The sequence below is a fragment of the Caballeronia mineralivorans PML1(12) genome (assembly GCF_001028175.1).
GTDB lineage: Bacteria > Pseudomonadota > Gammaproteobacteria > Burkholderiales > Burkholderiaceae > Caballeronia > Caballeronia mineralivorans.
Genome location: NZ_AEJF01000176.1, coordinates 1 through 19,537, shown reverse-complemented (window position 1 = coordinate 19,537; position 19,537 = coordinate 1). Strand labels below are relative to the sequence as shown.

The window sequence follows — 19,537 nt, the reverse complement described above, 5'->3', positions numbered from 1 at the left end:
CGACTCTCGCCTTGAAGACCGCTCAGCAGCATATGGAATTCACCGCACCGCGCGACGACAACGCGCGGCTCGCCAACCTGTGTGGCCCGCTCGACGAAAACCTGCGGCAGATCGAGCAGGCGCTCGACGTGACGCTGACGCGGCGTGGGCACAAGATCACGATCCGCGGGCGCGGCGCGAAAGTTGCGCTGGCGGCGCTCGAGAACTTCTACAACCGCGCGAAGGACACGTTGTCGGTGGACGATATCCAGCTCGCCCTGGTCGAAGCGCGCAATGCGGCACGGCGCGACAAACCGTCGAACAATCTGAACTCCGATCCCGTCGATCCGCGTTTTCGCGGAGACCCCGATCATCCCTTCGATGAACCCAGCGCGACCATCGACCTCGGCGACGAGGAAGATCCTGGTCCCAAGCTGTACACGCGACGTGCCGATCTACGCGGCCGCACGCCGATGCAGCGCGAGTACCTGAAGCAGATCATCGCGCACGATGTGACGTTCGGCATCGGCCCGGCGGGTACGGGCAAGACCTATCTGGCGGTGGCGTGCGCGGTCGATGCGCTCGAACGCGATCAGGTGAAGCGCATTGTGCTGACACGTCCTGCGGTGGAAGCGGGCGAGCGGCTGGGTTTCCTGCCGGGCGATCTCGCGCAAAAGGTGGATCCGTATTTGCGCCCGCTGTACGACGCACTCTACGACCTCCTCGGCTTCGATAAAACCGCGAAAATGTTCGAGCGCCAGATGATCGAAATTGCGCCGCTCGCCTACATGCGCGGCCGGACGTTGAATCACGCGTTCATCATTTTGGACGAAGCGCAGAACACCACGCCCGAGCAAATGAAGATGTTCCTGACGCGAATCGGCTTCGGGTCCAAAGCCGTTGTCACCGGTGACACCACGCAGGTCGATTTGCCGCGCGGTCATCGGAGCGGGCTGATTGAAGCGCAGCACATACTCGCCGATGTACGCGGTATCGCGATGACGAAATTCACGAGCGTGGACGTGGTGCGGCATCCGTTGGTGGCACGCATTGTGGAAGCGTACGACGCGCAGTCGCAGCGTGACGCCGTCGCTGCCACGGCTTCCGCCGGAAAATAATCGCCCGACTTATTCGCCCGAACCCCGCATGCCCAAACTTGCGCTGACGCTGCAGTTCCCCGCCGCTAAAACGTTCCCTGAACACAAGGCGCTGTTGCCTCGCGCAACGGTGGCTAGCTGGATCAAGGCGTCGCTGTTCGCGAACGCCGAGCTGACGGTGCGTTTCGTCGATACCGAGGAAGGCCGGACGTTGAACCGGTCGTATCGGCAGAAGGATTACGCGACCAACGTGCTGACGTTCGCGTACGCCGAGTCGGAAGACGATCCGGTCACGGGCGATCTGGTGCTGTGCTGCCCGGTGGTGGAACGCGAGGCGCGCGAGCAGAACAAGCCGCTTGCCGCGCATTACGCGCATCTGATCGTGCACGGTACGCTGCATGCCCAGGGCTACGATCACGAAGATTCCGCAGAAGCGGAAGAGATGGAATCGATCGAAACGGGCATCATGCAGAAGCTCGGTTTCACCGATCCTTATTTGCCGCTACCGCCCGATTAAGCCGTGACTGACGATCCGTCCTCCTCCGAACTGCCTGCGCAGATTCCAGACCATTACCCTCCCGTCTTTGGGGAGTCGCGCCTTCTCACCGACGATGAGCTCGCCGCGTCGCGTGAAAAAGCGCTGGCGCAGTGGGATCGCAAGGCGGATCTCTGGCTGTTCGGCTATGGCTCGCTGATCTGGAACCCGGGCTTGCCCGCCGTGGAAACGGTGCGCAGCAAGGTGCATGGATACCATCGTGGACTGTATTTGTGGTCGCGCGTGAATCGCGGCACACCGGAGCAGCCCGGCCTCGTACTGGCGCTGGATCGCGGCGGTTCGTGCTCGGGCATGGCGTTCCGGCTCGCCGCCGAGGGCGCAGAGCCGCACCTCGAGGTGCTGTGGCGGCGTGAAATGGCCATGAATTCTTACCGCGTGGCGTGGCTGCCGTGCACGCTGATAGACGGCCGCCGCGTGGAGGCGCTGGCCTTCGTGATGCGGCGTGAGGCGTCGACCTACACCGGCAAGCTCGCCGACCCGATGGTGCGCCACGTACTCGGCTGCGCGACCGGCCGATACGGCACCACACTCGACTACGTCAGCCGCACGGTCATGGCGCTGCGCGAATGCGGCATGCCGGACCGGCAACTTGAAGCGTTGTTGCAGCGCTGCTGCCGGGATGCAAATTCGTCGCAGGAATGAGCATGACGAGCGCTTTAAAAATGCGCATAAAACTGATCTGAATGCGTGGTGAACGTCCGACTTCTGGCCAACAGGCCAACGTCACCGCCTCGACATACTCGGCCCATATTTATCAGTTACGATGTTTTCACGCGATTTGAACGTCTTCGCGCCGGGCTTGAATTGGCGCGTTATTTCCTTGGTGTATTCTTAACTTTCCGTAATTTAGCGTTCGGAACACTCCGCACGCCCCACTATGAACGACGCCTATCCCAGTCGACGACACACCGACAAGCCGCCGGAAAAGCGCACGCTGCTCGAGCGCCTGACCGATTTCATCTCGCACGAACCTGAATCGCGCGACGAATTGCTGGAAGTCCTTCAGGACGCCCACGAACGCAATCTGCTCGACGCGGATTCGCTCTCCATGATCGAAGGCGTGTTCCAGGTTTCCGAACTCTGCGCCCGCGACATCATGATTCCGCGTGCCCAGATGGACGCAATCAACATCGCCGAAACGCCCGAGCAGTTCATTCCGTTCATGCTCGAAAAAGCGCACTCGCGTTATCCGGTGTATGAAAGCAACCGTGACAACGTGATCGGCGTGCTGCTTGCAAAAGACTTGCTGCGCTATTACCACGAGGAAGAGTTCGACGTCCGCGGCATGTTGCGCCCGGCTGTGTTCATCCCCGAATCGAAGCGCCTGAACGTGTTGCTGCACGATTTCCGCGTGAACCGGAATCACATTGCCATCGTCGTGGACGAATACGGCGGCGTGGCGGGACTGATCACGATCGAGGACGTGCTGGAACAGATTGTTGGCGACATCGAAGACGAATACGACTTCGACGAAGAAGCCGGCAACATCATTGCAACGCCGGATGGGCGCCATCGCGTGCGGGCGCTGACCGGTATCGAGCAGTTCAACGAAGAGTTCGGCACCCATTATTCCGACGACGAAGTCGACACCATCGGCGGGCTGGTCACGCACCGGTTTGGACGCGTGCCGCATCGTGGCGAGAAGGTACGCATCGACGACTTCGTGTTCGAGATTCTGCGCGGCGACGCCCGCCAGATCCACGTGCTGCGCGTGCGGCGCGCGCCCAACACAAACCCGCTCGACGGCCACTCGCGCGACAACGACGACGAGCGCGATTGAACACGATTGAGTACATTTCAACGCGCTCGAACGCCACTGAGCCGACCTGAGCGGGTCTCCTCAAGCCTGTAACACAGCGTGTGCACACTACTCGTCAACCGCCAATGGCCTACCGGCTGCGCAGGCATCTCGCGTCCACTCATGAAATGACGAGCGCCGGTCACGCTTTGTCATTTGCTCACTTTCTGCCGACCCCGTAATCCATGGCCGACTCTTCGTCTCGTTTCACCTTCCGGCGCGGTACCCGGCAGCCATCCGCTGCCGGCGCGGCCCGGTCCCTGCCGTTCTGGCATTACCTCGTCGCGGCCGTCCTCGGTGCGGCCAATACACTTTCGTTCGCCCCCACGCCACATGGCGGCTGGGTCGAACTGGTGATCTTCACGCTGTTCTTCGCGTGGCTCACGCGCACCAATGGCTGGAAAGGTGCGGCATTGACGGGCTGGGCATTTGGGTTCGGCAACTTCGTGACGGGCGTGTGGTGGCTGTATGTCAGCATGCATGATTTCGGCGGGATGGCTGCGCCGCTAGCGGCCGCGGCCGTCGCGTTGTTTTCGATGTACCTCGCGATCTATCCGGCGCTTAGCGCAGTCGTGTGGTCGCTGTGCGCGGGCCGTGCGCGTTATGACGACAATGGTTCCTCCGCTGCCGTGCCCGCCGACGAGCCGCGTTTCGTGCCGACCTGGCACGGCGCGTTCGCATTCGCGAGCGCGTGGGCGCTTGGAGAGTGGCTGCGCGGCCTGGTGTTCACCGGCTTCCCGTGGCTTGCGAGCGGCTACGCTCAAGTCGATGGCCCTTTGGCAGGCTTCGGCGCTGTCGCAGGCGTGTATGGCGTTGGCTGGGCGCTTGGGCTCGTGGCGGCGTTGCTCGTGCAGGGGTTTTATACCGTTCGACACGGCGCCGTGTCGACGTCAAAGGGCGCGCGCTATGCACCGTTCATCGTGGCGGCGGTGGTGCTTGTGTCCGGCATGTTGCTGTCGCTGGTCGAATGGACGATCCCGGCGAACGCGCCTCTCACCGTCCGGCTGCTTCAAGGCAACGTAAAGCAGGACATGAAGTTCGAGCAGGCAGGCGTGGATCAGTCGTTGGCGTTGTATAGAAAGCTGATCACCGAGAAGCCTGCGGACCTCATTGTCACGCCGGAAACTGCATTGCCGATCCTGGCCGTCCAGGTGCCCCCGGACTTGGCGCTCGCGCTACGCAATTTCTCCGACACCACCAACTCATCCATCCTGTTCGGCGCTATTGGCGTGAGCGTCAACGCGGAAGGCCGCGCGACCGACTACACCAACAGCCTGTTCGGCATCACGCCGAACCAGAAGGATGTGTACCGCTACGACAAGCATCATCTCGTGCCATTCGGCGAATTTGTGCCGACGGGTTTCCACTGGTTCGTGGCGCTCATGGGCATTCCTCTCGGCGATCTCGGGCGCGGCCCGCCGGTGCAGAAATCGTTCTTCGTGCGCAACCAGCCGATTGCCCTCGATGTCTGCTACGAAGACATTTTCGGCGAAGAGATCGCGCGGACGATTCGCGAACAGGAAGCGCCCGCGGGCATCCTGGTGAACTCGACGAATCTTGCGTGGTTCGGCGACACCATCGCGCTGGATCAGCATTTGCAAATGGCCCGCATGCGTTCGATCGAAACCGGACGGCCGATGCTGCGCTCGACCAATACGGGCACGACGGCCGTGATCGCGGCGAACGGCACTGTGGTAGCACGGTTGCCCGTGTACACCGTGGGTTCGCTCGATGCCACGGTCCAGGGCACGTCCGGCCGCACGCCGTATGTCACGAGCGGCAACATGACGGTAATCGTGGTGTCGCTGTTGCTGCTGGCGTTCGGATTTGCATTCGCGCCGGGCAAAAATGGCCGCAACAAACCTGACGACAATGGTCGAAAGAAGCGCTAAACCCGCCATGTTCACGATCCGCAAAGCCGTGCGAGCAGAGGCGCAAACCGCCTGGGACATCCGCCGCGCCGCCGTGATGAGCGAATGCGCGCTCGCGTATCCGCTGGATCAGCTCGAACAATGGACGGGCGGCGTGGCGTCCAGAGCATTCGCCGATGCCGTTGAAGAGCGCTTCCTGGTGGCGACGGTGGACGAGCGTGTGGTGGGCACCGGCATGATCGACCTCACGACCGGCAAAATCGATGCAATTTTCGTCCATCCTGCGTATATGAAACGCGGCATTGGTGCGGGAATGGTCCGCTATCTGGAAGCACTCGCGCGCTCGCACGGGCTTCCGAAGCTCAGGCTCGAATCCACGCTGAACGCCGCGCCGTTCTATCGCTCGCTCGGATTCGAAGGCGAAGAGATCGCGCAATACCGCTCGCCGCGCGGCCTCACGATGGATTGCGTGCCCATGACGAAACGACTCGGCGGATAACAGCCGTTTTGCCGGCCGAACGGCCCATGGCCCGCCCTTCGCCTCCGGAAAGTCGCACAAGCCCCTCATTCCCGCTAAAATTCAACGTTTTAGCCCTCCGGCCGGTGCATTTTTCCGGTCCGCTTCGAAGGCACGCCGGCACACGGCCCAAGCTTCGAAGGCACGCTTCAAAGGCATTCATGCTCACTTTTCAGCAAATCATCCTGACGCTGCAATCCTATTGGGATAACAAGGGTTGCGCGCTCCTTCAACCGATCGACATGGAAGTCGGCGCGGGTACCTCGCACGTGCACACGTTCCTGCGTGCCATCGGCCCGGAACCGTGGCGCGCGGCATACGTGCAGCCATCGCGGCGTCCGAAGGACGGCCGTTACGGCGACAACCCGAACCGCCTTCAGCATTACTACCAGTACCAAGTGGTGCTGAAACCCGCGCCTGAAAACATCCTGGACTTGTACCTCGGCTCGCTCGAGGCGCTCGGTTTCGACCTGAAGCAGAACGACGTGCGTTTCGTGGAAGACGACTGGGAAAACCCAACGCTCGGCGCGTGGGGTCTCGGCTGGGAAGTCTGGCTGAACGGCATGGAAGTCACGCAGTTCACGTACTTCCAGCAAGTTGGCGGTATCGACTGCAAGCCGGTGCTGGGCGAGATCACGTACGGTCTCGAACGACTCGCCATGTATCTGCAGAAAGTGGAGAACGTCTACGACCTCGTGTGGACCGAATGGGAAGAGGACACCCCGAACGGCCGCGAACTTCGACGCCTGACGTATGGCGACGTTTATCACCAGAACGAAGTCGAGCAATCCACCTACAACTTCGAGCACGCGAACGTCGAGTTGCTGTTCACGTTCTTCACGAGCTACGAAGCCGAAGCGAAGAAGATGATCGACGCGAAGCTCTCGCTGCCCGCATACGAACTTGTGCTGAAAGCCGGCCACACGTTCAACTTGCTGGACGCGCGCGGCGCGATTTCGGTGACGGAGCGCGCGGCATATATCGGCCGGATTCGCGATTTGTCGCGTGCGGTCGCGAAGGGCTATTACGAGTCGCGTGAGGCGCTCGGTTTCCCGATGCTCGGAAACCCCGTACACGCCGCGGCCGGACTCACCACCGACGCACAAGATGCCGCCAAGCCCGCGTGGGCGCCGGCGCTGAAGGTCGAGCGCAATATCGATCAGGCCTGACCAGAGCACGACATAACAATGACCGAATCCAATCTTGCATCGCTGCTCGTCGAGCTGCGGACCGAAGAACTTCCGCCGAAGGCGCTCGCGCGCCTGGGCACCTCGTTTGCCGAAGGTATCGTGCAGCGGCTTGCCGCCCGAGATCTGATTGAAGGCGAAGCGAGTTTCGAAAAATACGCCACGCCGCGACGTCTCGCTGTGCTTATCAAGAACGTGCGTGCGGTCGCGCCGGAACGGCAAGTGCGCGAGAAAGTGCTGCCGGTTTCCGTCGCACTCGATAAAGACGGCCAGCCCACCGCACCGCTCGCGAAGAAACTCGCGGCGCTGGGTTTCCCCGACTTTCCGATTGCCGATCTCGAACGCGCTCAGGACGGCAAAGCCGAAGCGTTCTTCCTGCGCTACGCCGCGCCCGGCGCAACGCTTGCTGAAGGTCTGCAGACCGCTCTGCAAGAAACGCTCAGCAAGTTGCCGATTCCGAAGGTGATGACGTATCAGCGGCCCGACGGCACCAGCGTGCAGTTTGTGCGGCCGGTGCATGGACTGATCGCGTTGCATGGCCGTCATATCGTGCCGGTGAGTGCGCTCGGCATCGATTCCGGCGACACCACACTGGGTCATCGCTTCATGTCAGAAGGCATTGTCGCGATCACGCACGCCGACGACTACGCTGCAACGCTGCGCTCGAAGGGCAAGGTTGTAGCGAATTTCGACGACCGCCGCGAATCCATCCGCACGCAGTTGCAGGCATTCGCGCGCGAAGATCGCGTGGTCATGCCCGAGTCTCTGCTGGACGAAGTGAATGCGCTGGTCGAATGGCCGGTTGTGTATCAGTGCCGTTTTGACGAATCGTTCCTGCAAGTACCGCAGGAGTGCCTGATCCTGACCATGCAGACGAACCAGAAGTATTTCGCACTGACTGACGAGCATGGCAAGTTGCGTTCGCGTTTCCTGATTGTGTCGAACATCGATACACAGACGCCGGGCGACATTGTGGAAGGCAACGAGCGCGTGGTCCGTCCGCGTCTCGCCGATGCCAAGTTCTTCTTCGAGCAGGACAAGAAGAAACGCCTCGCCGACCGCGTGCCACTGCTCGCGAACGTCGTGTATCACAACAAGCTCGGTTCGCAGTTGGAACGCGTCAAGCGGCTTGAAGCGCTGGCCGGCGAGATTGCGCCAATGATCGGTGTGGACGTGGCGGTCACGAAGCGCGCCGCCCTGCTCGCGAAGGCCGATCTGATCACCGACATGGTCGGTGAATTCCCCGAATTGCAAGGCACGATGGGCACGTACTACGCGCGCCACGACGGCGAGCCCGAAGAAGTCGCGCTCGCGTGTTCGGAACATTATCAGCCGCGTTTTTCCGGCGATGAAACCCCGTCCACCGGCGTGAGCAGCGCCGTTGCCTTGGCCGACAAACTGGAAACGCTCGTCGGCATCTGGGGCATCGGTTTGCAGCCGACCGGCGAGAAAGATCCGTTCGCGTTGCGGCGTCACGCGCTTGGCGTGCTGCGCATCTTGTTGGAGAAGCGCCTTGCCATCGACTTGTTCGATTTGCTGCGCACGGCGCAAAAGCAATTCGCCGACATGCCGCAAGTCGCCGATTCAACCGATGCCATCTACGCGTTCTTCATGGACCGTCTGCGTGGCGTGCTGCGCGAGCGTGGTTTCAATGCGGTTGAAATCGACGCGGTGCTGAGCCTGAACCCCGCGCGTCTGGACGACATCGTCGCGCGTCTGGATGCCGTTCGTGAATTCGCTTCGCTGCCCGAAGCCGCATCGCTTGCTGCGGCGAACAAACGCATCTCGAATATCCTGAAGAAGTCGGCGGAGGGCGTGCCGTTCAGCGTGCAGCCTGCCCTGCTTCAAGAGGCAGCCGAGAAGGCGCTTTACGCTCAACTCGAACAAGTCGCACCAGTCGTGCAAAAGCAACTGGCCGAACGCAACTACACGGAAGCGCTCTCCGCGTTGTCCGCGTTGCGCGATGCCGTGGATACCTTCTTCAACGACGTGATGGTGAACGCCGAAGATCCGGCGCTGCGAAGCAACCGCCTGGCTCTTCTCGGCGCACTGCATCAGCAGATGAATTGCGTCGCGGACATTTCGAAGCTTGCCGCCTGATGCGCCACACCATGCCGACCAACGCAAACAGAAAACTGGTGATCCTCGATCGTGACGGCGTGATCAACGTCGACTCCGACGCGTTCATCAAATCGCCCGATGAATGGGTTGCCATACCCGGCAGTCTGGAGGCGATCGCGCGTTTGAACCAGGCCGGCTATCGCGTGGCGATCGCGTCGAATCAATCGGGTATCGGCCGTGGTCTCTTCGACATGGCCGCGCTCAACGCCATGCATGAAAAGATGAACCGGGCGGCGGCGGCGGTAGGTGGCCGCATCGATGCGGTGTTTTTCTGTCCGCACACGCAGGAAGACGAGTGCGAGTGCCGCAAGCCGAAGCCCGGCATGTTGCAGCAGATCGTGGAGCGTTTCGAGATCGATCCCGAAGGCACGCCAGTGGTCGGCGACTCGCTGCGCGATCTGCAAGCCGGTGCCGCGCTCGGCTTCGCGACGCATCTGGTGCTGACGGGCAAGGGACAGAAAACGCTGGCAGGGGGCAATCTGCCGCCGAATACAAAAGTACACGCCGACCTGCGCACCTTCGCGCTCGACTTCCTCGCCGCAGATCACGACTGAGCTGACGCTCTGGTCTTTCGTCACATCACATAAGACTTATTCAAGCCGATGCGCTTCATTCGTTCGTTGTTGCTGATGGTTTATTTCGCGCTGTATACGGTGCCGTACGCGTGTGCATGCTTCATCGCGTTTCCGTTCATGAGCGCTGAGAAACGCTACTGGATGGCCGCGTACTGGTGCAAGTCATCGATCGTGGTGATGCGCTACCTGAACGGCATCCGCTACAGGATCGAAGGTTTGGAGAACCTCCCCGACGGCCCTGCCGTGCTGTTGTCCAAGCACCAGTCCGCGTGGGAAACGCTCGCGTTCCCCGCCTTGATGCCGCGTCCGCTCTGCTATGTGTTCAAGCGCGAGTTGCTGTTCGTGCCGTTCTTCGGCTGGACCATGGGCATGTTGAAGATGGTTCATATCGACAGGCGCCAGGGCAAGGACGCGTTTGCATCGGTGACACGTCAAGGACGCGAGCGCATGGCCGAAGGCGCATGGGTCATCATGTTCCCCGAAGGCACACGCACGCGCGTGGGCCAGCAAGGCAAGTACAAGTCGGGCGGCGCGCGTTTCGCCGTTGAGACGGGCGCGCCTGTCGTACCGATCGCGCACAATGCCGGGCACGTCTGGCCGCGGAAATCGTTTCTCAAATATGCGGGTATAGTCACACTGTCCATCGGTCGTCCGATCGACACGACAGGCCTCACGCCGGAAGAAGTTAACCTGCGCGTGGAGCGCTGGATCGAAGCAGAAATGCGTCGTATCGATCCGGACTCGTACGGTTTCGCCGATCGTTTCGCCACCGAGTCTCCCGGCGCGACTACCGGCCTGTAGACCCGGGTGTCGTTACCGCTTCGATTGTTTTTATCGTTAGTTTCATTACTTTCGTTGTTCCCGTCATTCCTGCGCCGCGTGCGCCAAGCTGAGCCGATGCAGAAGACTCCCTCGCGACAGCGTCCCGCTGCCGCGCCCGACAACCCGCAACTCGACCTGCCGCTCAACCTGCCCAGTGAGCCAAGGCCGCCGAGTGCGGTGCCATTGCCTGCCGTTCCTACCGTTCTTGCCACACCCGCTGCCGCCGCCATGCCCGCAAGCTTGCGTGGCGACATTGGGCCGGCCGACACAACCGAGACGTCCAGCACGCCCGCGCCGCCATTACGTGTGCCCGGTGCACCCGATGGCACGCGCAACCGGCAGCTCATGCTCGGTTCGCAGATGCTCGATTACCGCTTGAAACGTTCGTCGCGCCGGACGATCGGCTTCACCATCGATGGCACCGGTCTCGCGATTACCGCGCCGCGTTGGGTGACGATCGGGGCAATCGAAAGTGCGATTGCCGAGAAAGAGAAGTGGATCTTCAAGAAGCTAGACGAGTGGCAAACGCGCGTTGAACAACGCGTGGTCCCGCGGATTGAATGGAAGGATGGCGCGCAACTTCCGTATCTCGGGCAGAGCATCAGCGTCATGCTTGGCGCCGCACCGGGTGCGACCGGCAAGAACGCGACGCGGCCTCACTTCGATACCGACGCCGGCATGCTCTGGCTCGGTCTTCCCGCGCTTGCCGAGGTTCAGCAGATTCGCGAGCGTGTGCAAGGCTGGCTGCACGCGCAGGCGTTGCAGGTTTTCGGCGAGCGGCTGCCGGTGTACGCGGCCAAACTGGGGGTGGAGTTCCGCACGTATGCGTTGTCGTCGGCGGCCACGCGCTGGGGCAGTTGTTCCAGCGACGGCAAGATCCGCCTCAACTGGCGGCTGATTCATTTCCCTGTGCCGATCATTGACTACGTGGTTGCTCACGAACTTGCGCATCTTTGTGAGATGAATCACAGCCCGCGTTTCTGGAAAACCGTAGAATCGATTTTTCCGGACTTCCGCGAAGCACGGCATACGCTCAAGCACCATCCGCCCGAATTGCTGCCCCTGCTTTAAGGTTTCTTAAGCGAAGAGCGGCGCTCTGCGGGCGTTCGCTGCGGGCGGTACAATTTTCAATGCGGCTGTTTTCATCGTGCACGTTTCTCACTGAGACGCGGTAGAGCGGACCGCCCGGTCAATCGACATCCCCACAGGAACCCCATCATGCGACTTCTTCACACCATGCTGCGAGTCGGCGACTTGCAGCGATCCATCGATTTCTACACGCGCATTCTCGGCATGAAAGTGCTGCGTCAGAGCGAAAACACCGAGTACAAATACACGCTCGCGTTTGTCGGTTACGGCGACGAAAGCGAAAACAGCGTACTCGAATTGACGTACAACTGGGGCGTCGACAAGTACGACCTGGGCTCGGCTTATGGGCACATCGCGCTGGAAGTGGACGACGCCGCGGCAGCTTGCGATCGTATCCGCGAGGCGGGTGGCAAGGTCTCGCGCGAAGCCGGTCCGGTGAAAGGCGGAACGACGGTGATCGCGTTTGTTGAAGACCCGGATGGGTATAAGGTCGAGTTGATCGAGAAACATTCTTGAGGCACGCCTCGCGCTGTTTGAGGCTCCTTCGGGAGCCTCATTCTTTTTGTGCTGGCGTTGGCGCATCACGTCCGTACCAATACCAACTCAAGTAGTCAGATATCCTCAATTCATAAAAATTGGCAACCATCATTGGCATGATCCGGCCATGATGAATGGTGAAAACGACAGCCTCACGCCATCGATGGCAAAATGCGGCAGAGACTCGCTCACGCTATCGGTAATACCACAATAATCCATGAGCACCACCGCCCTGCCCTTGCGCCGCGCCCCCGACGCTACCGCCATCCTGCTGATGATCGCGTTATGCGCCGTGTGGGGTTTCCAGCAGGTCGCCATAAAGGGCGCGAACGCCTCCTTCCCGCCACTGCTTCAAGCCGGCATCCGCTCAACCATCGCGACAGTCCTCGTCTGGCTATGGACACGTTCGCGCGGCGTCGCGCTATTTCGCAGCGACGATACCCTCGCGTCCGGCCTGCTCGCCGGCGTACTGTTCGGCGGCGAATTCGTCTGCATTTTCCTGGGACTGACGTTGACCAGCGCCACGCGCATGGTCGTCTTTCTCTACACCGCGCCGTGTTTCATGGCGCTCGGCCTGCACTGGTTCGTCGCGGGAGAAAAGCTGAAGCGGGTGCAATGGGTCGGCATAGCGCTGGCATTCGGCGGTATCGCAATCGCTTTCGCCGATGGCTTCCTGCACCCGGCTCCGGGCAGCACATCGACATGGCAAGGCACAGCAGGCGATGCCCTCGGCGTGCTCGGCGGCGTATTCTGGGCAGCCACAACGGTCGTTATCCGCGCATCGCCGCTCGCTCGTGCAACTGCGAGCAAGACGCTCCTCTATCAGCTTGGGGTATCGGCAATCATTTTGCTCGCGCTAGCCTTTGCGATGGGCCAGACGCATGTGAACACGATCACGGTGACTGCCGTCGCGAGCCTCGCGTATCAGGCGATCGTGGTAGCGTTCCTGAGCTATCTCACGTGGTTCTGGCTGCTCACGCGCTACATGGCGTCGCGGCTCTCGGTGTTCTCGTTCCTCACGCCGATCTTCGGTGTCGGGTTTGGCGTGGTGCTGCTGGGCGAATCGCTGACGACGCGCTTCATGGTTGCATCGGCACTGGTGGTGACCGGCATCGCGCTGGTCAATGCACCGGCCGGACGGCGGCGCGCTTGAACCAAGCTTGAAGGTCGCCGCCCAGCCACCGCCCAGGTCTTCAACGCCCTTCATGCCCCAGCGGCTCGCGCTCATGCCGCCCGGCCCCATCAGGAAGCGGCCGTCACCTGCGGTGTCGGCGTTGGACAGGTAGCGAATGCTGATGTCGGCAATACCGTAGAGCGTGACGCTGGATTGTGCGTGGCTCGTCTCGCTGGCGAACGCTGCTGGTAGCAATGCGTAACCGAGCTTGCACCATTTACCCAATCCGCTCGTTTTTTAAGTGGTCCCGATCTCTTCATACGTCTCCTCGTGATGTCGTAATGCGACGATCAGGCTTTGCCTGTACCACCACGAATCAAAGAAGCCGTTGTACGTCTCCGATGTTCCCGCGTCATGCCGCTAAAGCGGCCGCTCCTTATAAGGGTCTGCTGCGCGTTTGAACCGCCAATTTGAGACTAAGGAGGGGGTTAACTCCAGTGCATTCCTTGCATCGTGAGGATGCGCAAGCTGCATGGGATCAGGACTAAAGATGCGTCACGACGCAAACGCCGCCGATGTCTTCGGCGAGCCAGATATATTGAGATAGATAGGGGACCAAACAGAAGAGCCACAGCGCCTTGATAGAGTGGCCCAAAACCGCCGGCACAGCCCGCGACACAGACAAACCCCACCAAAGCCCGCCAGCGCCACTAAAAAGCCGCCAAGCGACGACTACCGCGCCGCTGCCACCACCTGCGCCAGTTTCACAAACTCCGCAACCGGCACTTCCTCGGCGCGCCGCGAAAGATCGAATCCCAACGCATCGAAATCCACGCGATCGCGATACACGCCCAGCGTATTGCGCATCATCTTGCGCCGTTGCGAGAACGCCGCCAGCACGACCTCGCCGAGCACCTTGTCATCCACGTCCGGCAATTCGTGCGGCGCGTACGGAATCATCCGCACGATGGCTGAATTCACCTTCGGCGGCGGATTAAACGATTCGGGCGGGACGTCGATCAGCTTATCGATTGAATATCGATACTGCAGCATCACCGTCAGCCGACCAAAATCCTTATTGCCCGGCTCGGCGATCATCCGGTCCACCACTTCGTCCTGCAACATGAAATGCTGATCGATAACTTTTGGCGCGAACGCGGTCAGGTGAAACAGCAGCGGACTGGAAATGTTGTACGGGAGATTCCCGACAATCCGCAGCGACGGTTTTTCACCTTCCAGCGCGAGCGAACCAAAGTCGAACGCGAGCGCATCGCCGGCATGCAGCGCCAGCAGATTGCCGAAGCGCTTTTCAAGCCGTCCGATCAGATCGCGGTCCAGCTCGACTGCATGCAGCGGCGACTCGGGCGTGGAGAGCCGTTCAATCAGCGGCGCGGTGAGCGCGGCGAGACCCGGCCCGATTTCGACCATGCGTTCGCCGCGTTTGGGGGCGATGGTGTCGACGATCGAATCGATCACGCCTTGATCGACGAGGAAGTTCTGCCCGAAGCGCTTGCGCGCGAAGTGGCCCTGGTGCTTGATGGACATCGGAGGAACCGATTAAAACCGCAATGAAAAGGAATGAGGCAAAAGGAATCAGGCCGCGCGACGATGGCGCGCCATGGCGACGGCTGTGTCGATAGCAACAATCAGGCTGCCCGGATCGGCGCGCCCCGTGCCGACCAGATCGAGCGCGGTGCCGTGATCGACCGACGTGCGGATGATCGGAAGCCCAAGCGTGATGTTGATGCCTTCGCCGAACGTGGCAAATTTAAGGACCGGCAAACCCTGGTCGTGGAACATTGCCAACACGCAATCGGCGTCTTTGAGATAACGCGGCTGGAACAAGGTATCCGCCGGATACGGACCGGGAGCGTCGATGCCCAGCGCGCGCGCTTGTAGAAGCGCGGGCGTGATGACATCGATTTCCTCGCGGCCCAGGTAACCATTTTCGCCCGCGTGCGGGTTGAGTCCGGTGACCAGGATGCGTGGCTTGGGCAGGCCAAACAGCGCTTTCAGATCGCGATCGATAATGCTCAGCGTCTCGACAATGCCGTCCACGGTCAACGCCGCCGACACGTCTTTCAGCGGCAGGTGCGTGGTAGCAAGCGCGACGCGCAGCGGCCGGTCACCCATGCCCGCGAGCATCATGACGACGCGCGGCGTATGCGTGCGTTCTGCGAGATATTCGGTATGGCCGGTGAAGGGAACACCGGCGTCGTTGATGGTGCTTTTCTGCAGCGGCGCCGTGACGATGGCGTCGAAACGTCCGCTCAACGCCCCGTCTATAGCCGTATCGAGCAGACCGAGAACATAACGCCCGTTAGCGGCATTCAGCTTGCCCGCGGTGACCGGAACGCTCAGCGCGTGATGCTCGATCTCGATCGCAGCGCCCGCAGAAAGCCACGGCGACGACCCTGCCCGTTCGGCCATCAACTCACGGTCGCCAAGCACTGAAAACCGCACCGACGGCCACCGCGCTGCAGCCTTAGCCAGCGCCGCCACCGTCAATTCAGGCCCCACGCCCGCCGGTTCCCCGGTGGTAATGGCTATTGATAGTGGGCGGCCTGCTGCGTTCATCTCGCCAAGCCTTACTGGTTCAAAGCCTGCTGAGCCGCAACGCCCTTGTACTGCACGTAGGCGGTGTCGCGGAGCTCACGCAGCCAATCGGAATACGCTTGTTCCGCCTTGCGCTGGCCTATCGCCTGACGTGCCGTGTCCAGCTGCTGCTGCACCGAGCCTTCCGCTTCGCGGCGTCCCAGCACCTGGATCAAGTGATAACCGTACTCGCTGCGCACCGGATCGCTGACTTCGCCGTCTTTCAGGTTGTTCATCGCGCGCTCGAATTCCGGCACAGTTTCGCCCGGGCTGATCCAGCCGAGATCGCCGCCCTGCGACGCGGAACCGTCCTGCGAATAGGTCCGCGCGAAGTTGGCAAAGTCGCCGCCCTTCGCAACGTCAGTCTTGATTTCCAGCAGTTTCTGACGCGCGACCGGCTCGGACATGCCGTCGGCAACGCGTATCAGGATGTGCCGGACGTGGGTTTGCACGAGCTTGGGCGCGTCGGCCGCCTGGCCTTGTCCTGTGCGGCGTTCCACCAGCTTGATGATTTCAAACCCGCCGTCGGTGCGAATCAGTTGCGGGTTCACCGAGTTCGGACGCAAGGACGACACCGCGCTCACGATAGAAGCCGGCAGCGAAGCCTGCGTACGGAAACCGAGATCGCCGCCCTTGGGTGCGTCGGTGTCCTGCGAATTGCTCTTCGCGAGCTTGGTGAAATCCGACCCGCTCTGCGCGTCTTTCAGCACGGCGTCGGCCTTCGCCTGAATCGCGGCAATGTCCGCCTGCGACGCGTTGTCCGGCACCTTGAACATGATGTGCTGCAGATGCAGGTCGTTGGACTGGCTGGCGTTCGGTCCGCGCTGGCTTGCCACGTAGTTCGCCACTTCCGCGTCCGACACCGTGATCTTGCTGTCCACCTCTTTCTCACGCAGTTTCGACAGCGTCAGCTCGGTGCGGGCGTCGCGTTGAAAGGTCGCCCATGGAACGCCCTGCGCCTCGATCCGCGCGCGGTACACGTCGAGCGTCATCTGGTTTTGCTGCGCGAGGCGCTCGAGCGTGCGTTGCACGGTAGCGTCGTCAATGGTGATGTTGTCTTCCTTCGCCTTCTGCAACTGGATGCGCTCGATCACCATCTGGTCGAGCACCTGGCGCTGCAACTGATCCGCTGCGGGCACCGGCGCGTTCTGCTGTTGCAGGCGGCGCACGATAAGACCCGTGCGGTCAGCGAGTTCACGTGCCGTGATGACGTCGTTGTTCACCACCGCGACGACCGAGTCCGCAATCTGCGCGCCGCCCGCCGTGCCTGTGGACGACAGCGCCTGAGCGTGCGCCACCGGGCCGGCCAGTAAAGCTGCGGCGAAAACACCTGCCGCGAACGTTGCGCACTTCAACTTGTTCATGTTTGACACAGATACTCCATCGATTGCGGCCGGTGACCGGCCCTATTGCCTTGCTCTGCTGCGTGCACGCACCTCGCACGCTCATTCGTAATTGGTGTAACGCGCGAGCGGTGCGGGCGGCGGTGGCGGCGGCGTATAACCGTTGACGCCGGCGCGGAACGCTGCGGTCAGGCCATTATCGACGTTCGACAAGCCCTTGAACGTCAACTGAGCGAGAACACGCGTGCCGGCAGTGTTACTGCCAGTGCTATTGACACCGTTTGCGTAACGCTGCAAACCGACGCCGAGCGTCCAGCAGTCGGCATCGTACTGGAAGCCCAGCAGCCCGTCGACGAGACGATGGCCTGCCAGATCGTAGTTCACCCGGCCGACGCTATAAATGTGTCGCGTCAGCGGCCATTGCGCCGAAATCAGAATCTGGTTGATCGGCGAGGTGGACAGCGTGGTTTCGTTCGCCCGCGTGTACCGGTAGCCAATATTGATGACCTTGCGCGCTTCCGGGCTGAACCCGAAACCGACGCTCGAGCGCACCAGCTGATTGTTATCGGCATTATATTGGAACGCCGTTTCCTGTGAAAAACCAGCGCCCAGCTTGAAGGACGCACCCAGGATCAGGTCCGAGTGTTTCGCCTGGGCAAGCGACTGCGTGCTCGAGATGGTCACGCGCTGCGGCTGGAAATAATACTGCTGCGCGATGACAAAACGCGCGCGCTCGTCGCCCGTTGCCGGGTTGATGAAACGCGTGGTCAGGCCGGCCGTCAGACGGTTGGCGTCGGCAATACGGTCATTACCCGCGTACGTGTTCGGCGTGTAGATTTCAGCAAGGCTGAAGTCGGACTGGCCGGTATCGAAGATAGGTGCGAATTGCTGGTTCCGATACGGCGTGTACACGTAATACAGGCGCGGTTCCAGCGTCTGGATGTAATCCTGGCCGAAGATGCGCACCGAACGGTCGAACACGAGGCCCGTGTCGAAGCTGACAGTAGGAATGGATTCCGTCAGGCTCGTCGGCTGGCCTGCAGGCGTGCCGTTGGCCGCACTGCCAATATGATTCAGGTCGTACGACGCGAAGTGATACTGAACCTTCGGCGTGACGAAATAACCCGGGCCGGTGACGCTGTAGCTCAGGTAAGGATTAAAAACAGCGCGCTGGCCTTCCGTGGAGTCCGCAACGGTGGTCGTGAAGCGCGTGTAGTCCATCTCCGCGCCGTAGTCGAAACCGCCGACGTTGTACTTGTTGTACAGCACGTTCAACTGCGGCTCGCGCGCATACGGCGCCACCGCAGGCGGCAATACCTGCCAGCGCTGCTCGTGCGCGAGAATCGACCACGGCCCGTTGTTGTACGTAAGCCCCACTTCCTGCTGATACAACACCTGCGTGCCGTTCAGGATCTGGCTTGTGGCGTTGCCCAGGTCTTCCGGATACTGATTGTCCGAGACCTTGTTGTAGTTGATGTACCCGCCGAAACCGCCGCCGAAGTTCTGCTGGTGCTGGAAGTAGATCGCATAACGGTTCGTATGCGTCTGCATGTCCTGCGGCAGGAATTCGCCGGTGATCGTGCCCGAATAAGTAGGCGACAAATACCGGAACGTGGATTGCAACTGAATGCCGCGCCGCGTCATCAGGCGCGGCGTGACCAGCAAATCGCGATTCGGCGCGATATTGAAGTAATACGGCAGCGACGCTTCAAAACCGGTGGTTGAATTCAGCGACACCGTGGGCGGCAAGATGCCGCTGCGCCGTTCGCCGGTCAGCGGGAACGACAGCCAGGGGCTCGCGAACACCGGGAAGCCCTGGAAAAACAGCACGCCGTTGTGCGCGACGCCTTCGTTCGCGGCGGTATCGAAGTCGAACGACGTGCCCTTGATGTACCAGGCCGGGTCCGTCTCGCACGAGCAGGCCGTGTACGTGCCGTGGTCCACGCGGGTCTGTTCGTTGTCGATCAGGTCCGCGCGCTCGGCGCTGCCCGAACCGTTCGAGAGGTTGAAGCGGTACTTCGGGTTCGTCATGTAACCCTCGTTCGCCTCCACTTTCAAGTGCGCTTCCGGGCCGATGAACGAATTACCGTTGTTGAAGATCCTGACATGACCGTAAGCATCGGCCATGTCGGTGTCCTGGTCGTAATGCAGCGCATCCGACTTGACCACCGATACATTGCGGCGCAGTTCCGCCGAACCCTTCGCGGCCATGTCCTGGTCGGCCGTGCCCGTGGTGTGGTCGCCCAGCACGAACGTGGCCGGCTGGTCGCCTTGGCGCAACGGCCGCTCTTCGAGTTGCGGCGCAAGCCGCAGGCTCCAGGCGTCGCCGAGCGGCT

17 protein-coding genes and 1 pseudogene are annotated in these 19,537 nt (G+C 61.3%); 13 read left to right on the top strand and 5 right to left on the bottom strand.

Annotation, left to right across the window (positions count from 1 at the left end):
• Positions 1–11 precede the first annotated feature (11 nt).
• The 13 genes from EOS_RS29820 to EOS_RS29760 all read left to right on the top strand — a co-directional run bounded on the left by EOS_RS29820 (position 12) and on the right by EOS_RS29760 (position 13,302).
• The gene (locus EOS_RS29820; protein ID WP_047895796.1) at positions 12–1,097 is read left to right on the top strand and encodes a PhoH family protein; all 1,086 of its coding nucleotides are present in this window, start codon (positions 12–14) and stop codon (positions 1,095–1,097) included.
• A 28-nt stretch (positions 1,098–1,125) separates the two neighbouring features.
• On the top strand, positions 1,126–1,593 hold the full coding sequence (gene ybeY, locus EOS_RS29815; RefSeq protein ID WP_047895795.1) for an rRNA maturation RNase YbeY: 468 nt from the start codon (positions 1,126–1,128) through the stop codon (positions 1,591–1,593).
• Between the two features lie 3 nt (positions 1,594–1,596).
• Positions 1,597–2,274 (top strand): gamma-glutamylcyclotransferase, encoded by a 678-nt coding sequence (locus EOS_RS29810; RefSeq protein WP_047895794.1) that lies wholly within the window; start codon positions 1,597–1,599, stop codon positions 2,272–2,274.
• A gap of 235 nt (positions 2,275–2,509) precedes the next feature.
• Positions 2,510–3,412 (top strand): HlyC/CorC family transporter, encoded by a 903-nt coding sequence (locus EOS_RS29805; RefSeq protein WP_047895793.1) that lies wholly within the window; start codon positions 2,510–2,512, stop codon positions 3,410–3,412.
• 203 nt (positions 3,413–3,615) lie between these two features.
• On the top strand, positions 3,616–5,322 hold the full coding sequence (lnt, locus tag EOS_RS29800; RefSeq protein ID WP_047895792.1) for an apolipoprotein N-acyltransferase: 1,707 nt from the start codon (positions 3,616–3,618) through the stop codon (positions 5,320–5,322).
• 7 nt (positions 5,323–5,329) lie between these two features.
• On the top strand, positions 5,330–5,800 hold the full coding sequence (locus EOS_RS29795; RefSeq protein WP_047895791.1) for a GNAT family N-acetyltransferase: 471 nt from the start codon (positions 5,330–5,332) through the stop codon (positions 5,798–5,800).
• 179 nt (positions 5,801–5,979) lie between these two features.
• Positions 5,980–6,987: a glycine--tRNA ligase subunit alpha gene (glyQ, locus tag EOS_RS29790; RefSeq protein ID WP_075645415.1), complete on the top strand. Its 1,008-nt coding sequence runs from the start codon at positions 5,980–5,982 to the stop codon at positions 6,985–6,987.
• 18 nt (positions 6,988–7,005) lie between these two features.
• Complete coding sequence (gene glyS, locus EOS_RS29785; RefSeq protein WP_047895790.1) at positions 7,006–9,105, top strand: glycine--tRNA ligase subunit beta; 2,100 nt, start codon at positions 7,006–7,008, stop codon at positions 9,103–9,105.
• A gap of 11 nt (positions 9,106–9,116) precedes the next feature.
• Positions 9,117–9,680, top strand: coding sequence for a D-glycero-beta-D-manno-heptose 1,7-bisphosphate 7-phosphatase (gene gmhB, locus EOS_RS29780; protein ID WP_047895858.1), 564 nt, complete (start codon positions 9,117–9,119; stop codon positions 9,678–9,680).
• 48 nt (positions 9,681–9,728) lie between these two features.
• Positions 9,729–10,502 (top strand): lysophospholipid acyltransferase family protein, encoded by a 774-nt coding sequence (locus EOS_RS29775; RefSeq protein WP_047895789.1) that lies wholly within the window; start codon positions 9,729–9,731, stop codon positions 10,500–10,502.
• A 96-nt stretch (positions 10,503–10,598) separates the two neighbouring features.
• A complete protein-coding gene (locus EOS_RS29770; RefSeq protein WP_047895788.1) occupies positions 10,599–11,594 on the top strand; it encodes a M48 family metallopeptidase in 996 nt (331 codons plus the stop codon).
• A gap of 147 nt (positions 11,595–11,741) precedes the next feature.
• Positions 11,742–12,128: a lactoylglutathione lyase gene (gloA, locus tag EOS_RS29765; protein ID WP_047895787.1), complete on the top strand. Its 387-nt coding sequence runs from the start codon at positions 11,742–11,744 to the stop codon at positions 12,126–12,128.
• A gap of 238 nt (positions 12,129–12,366) precedes the next feature.
• The gene (locus tag EOS_RS29760) at positions 12,367–13,302 is read left to right on the top strand and encodes a DMT family transporter (protein ID WP_047895786.1); all 936 of its coding nucleotides are present in this window, start codon (positions 12,367–12,369) and stop codon (positions 13,300–13,302) included.
• A gap of 9 nt (positions 13,303–13,311) precedes the next feature.
• On the opposite strand, the pseudogene EOS_RS44965 reads toward EOS_RS29760, so the two are convergent.
• From EOS_RS44965 to EOS_RS29740, 5 genes and pseudogenes are all read right to left on the bottom strand, one after another.
• Positions 13,312–13,518 (bottom strand): annotated as a pseudogene (locus tag EOS_RS44965) (porin); the annotation flags it as partial.
• A 477-nt stretch (positions 13,519–13,995) separates the two neighbouring features.
• The gene (gene rsmA / locus EOS_RS29755; RefSeq protein ID WP_047895785.1) at positions 13,996–14,808 is read right to left on the bottom strand and encodes a 16S rRNA (adenine(1518)-N(6)/adenine(1519)-N(6))-dimethyltransferase RsmA; all 813 of its coding nucleotides are present in this window, start codon (positions 14,806–14,808) and stop codon (positions 13,996–13,998) included.
• A 48-nt stretch (positions 14,809–14,856) separates the two neighbouring features.
• The gene (pdxA, locus tag EOS_RS29750; protein WP_047895784.1) at positions 14,857–15,840 is read right to left on the bottom strand and encodes a 4-hydroxythreonine-4-phosphate dehydrogenase PdxA; all 984 of its coding nucleotides are present in this window, start codon (positions 15,838–15,840) and stop codon (positions 14,857–14,859) included.
• Positions 15,841–15,851: 11 nt separating this feature from the next.
• Positions 15,852–17,222, bottom strand: a complete 1,371-nt coding sequence (locus tag EOS_RS29745; RefSeq protein WP_082163559.1) for a peptidylprolyl isomerase — start codon at positions 17,220–17,222, stop codon at positions 15,852–15,854.
• 81 nt (positions 17,223–17,303) lie between these two features.
• A partial coding sequence (locus EOS_RS29740; protein WP_047895782.1) for an LPS-assembly protein LptD occupies positions 17,304–19,537 on the bottom strand: 2,234 nt, incomplete at its 5' end.

What these genes read in the sequence shown, in the direction of transcription:
- ybeY (WP_047895795.1), top strand. Translation starts at nt 1,126, where the DNA reads ATGCCCAAACTTGCGCTGACGCTGCAGTTCCCCGCCGCTAAAACGTTC.
- EOS_RS29805 (WP_047895793.1), top strand. Translation starts at nt 2,510, where the DNA reads ATGAACGACGCCTATCCCAGTCGACGACACACCGACAAGCCGCCGGAA.
- lnt (WP_047895792.1), top strand. Translation starts at nt 3,616, where the DNA reads ATGGCCGACTCTTCGTCTCGTTTCACCTTCCGGCGCGGTACCCGGCAG.
- EOS_RS29795 (WP_047895791.1), top strand. Translation starts at nt 5,330, where the DNA reads ATGTTCACGATCCGCAAAGCCGTGCGAGCAGAGGCGCAAACCGCCTGG.
- glyQ (WP_075645415.1), top strand. Translation starts at nt 5,980, where the DNA reads ATGCTCACTTTTCAGCAAATCATCCTGACGCTGCAATCCTATTGGGAT.
- glyS (WP_047895790.1), top strand. Translation starts at nt 7,006, where the DNA reads ATGACCGAATCCAATCTTGCATCGCTGCTCGTCGAGCTGCGGACCGAA.
- gmhB (WP_047895858.1), top strand. Translation starts at nt 9,117, where the DNA reads ATGCCGACCAACGCAAACAGAAAACTGGTGATCCTCGATCGTGACGGC.
- EOS_RS29775 (WP_047895789.1), top strand. Translation starts at nt 9,729, where the DNA reads ATGCGCTTCATTCGTTCGTTGTTGCTGATGGTTTATTTCGCGCTGTAT.
- EOS_RS29770 (WP_047895788.1), top strand. Translation starts at nt 10,599, where the DNA reads ATGCAGAAGACTCCCTCGCGACAGCGTCCCGCTGCCGCGCCCGACAAC.
- gloA (WP_047895787.1), top strand. Translation starts at nt 11,742, where the DNA reads ATGCGACTTCTTCACACCATGCTGCGAGTCGGCGACTTGCAGCGATCC.
- EOS_RS29760 (WP_047895786.1), top strand. Translation starts at nt 12,367, where the DNA reads ATGAGCACCACCGCCCTGCCCTTGCGCCGCGCCCCCGACGCTACCGCC.
- rsmA (WP_047895785.1), bottom strand. Translation starts at nt 14,808, where the DNA reads ATGTCCATCAAGCACCAGGGCCACTTCGCGCGCAAGCGCTTCGGGCAG.
- pdxA (WP_047895784.1), bottom strand. Translation starts at nt 15,840, where the DNA reads ATGAACGCAGCAGGCCGCCCACTATCAATAGCCATTACCACCGGGGAA.
- EOS_RS29745 (WP_082163559.1), bottom strand. Translation starts at nt 17,222, where the DNA reads ATGAACAAGTTGAAGTGCGCAACGTTCGCGGCAGGTGTTTTCGCCGCA.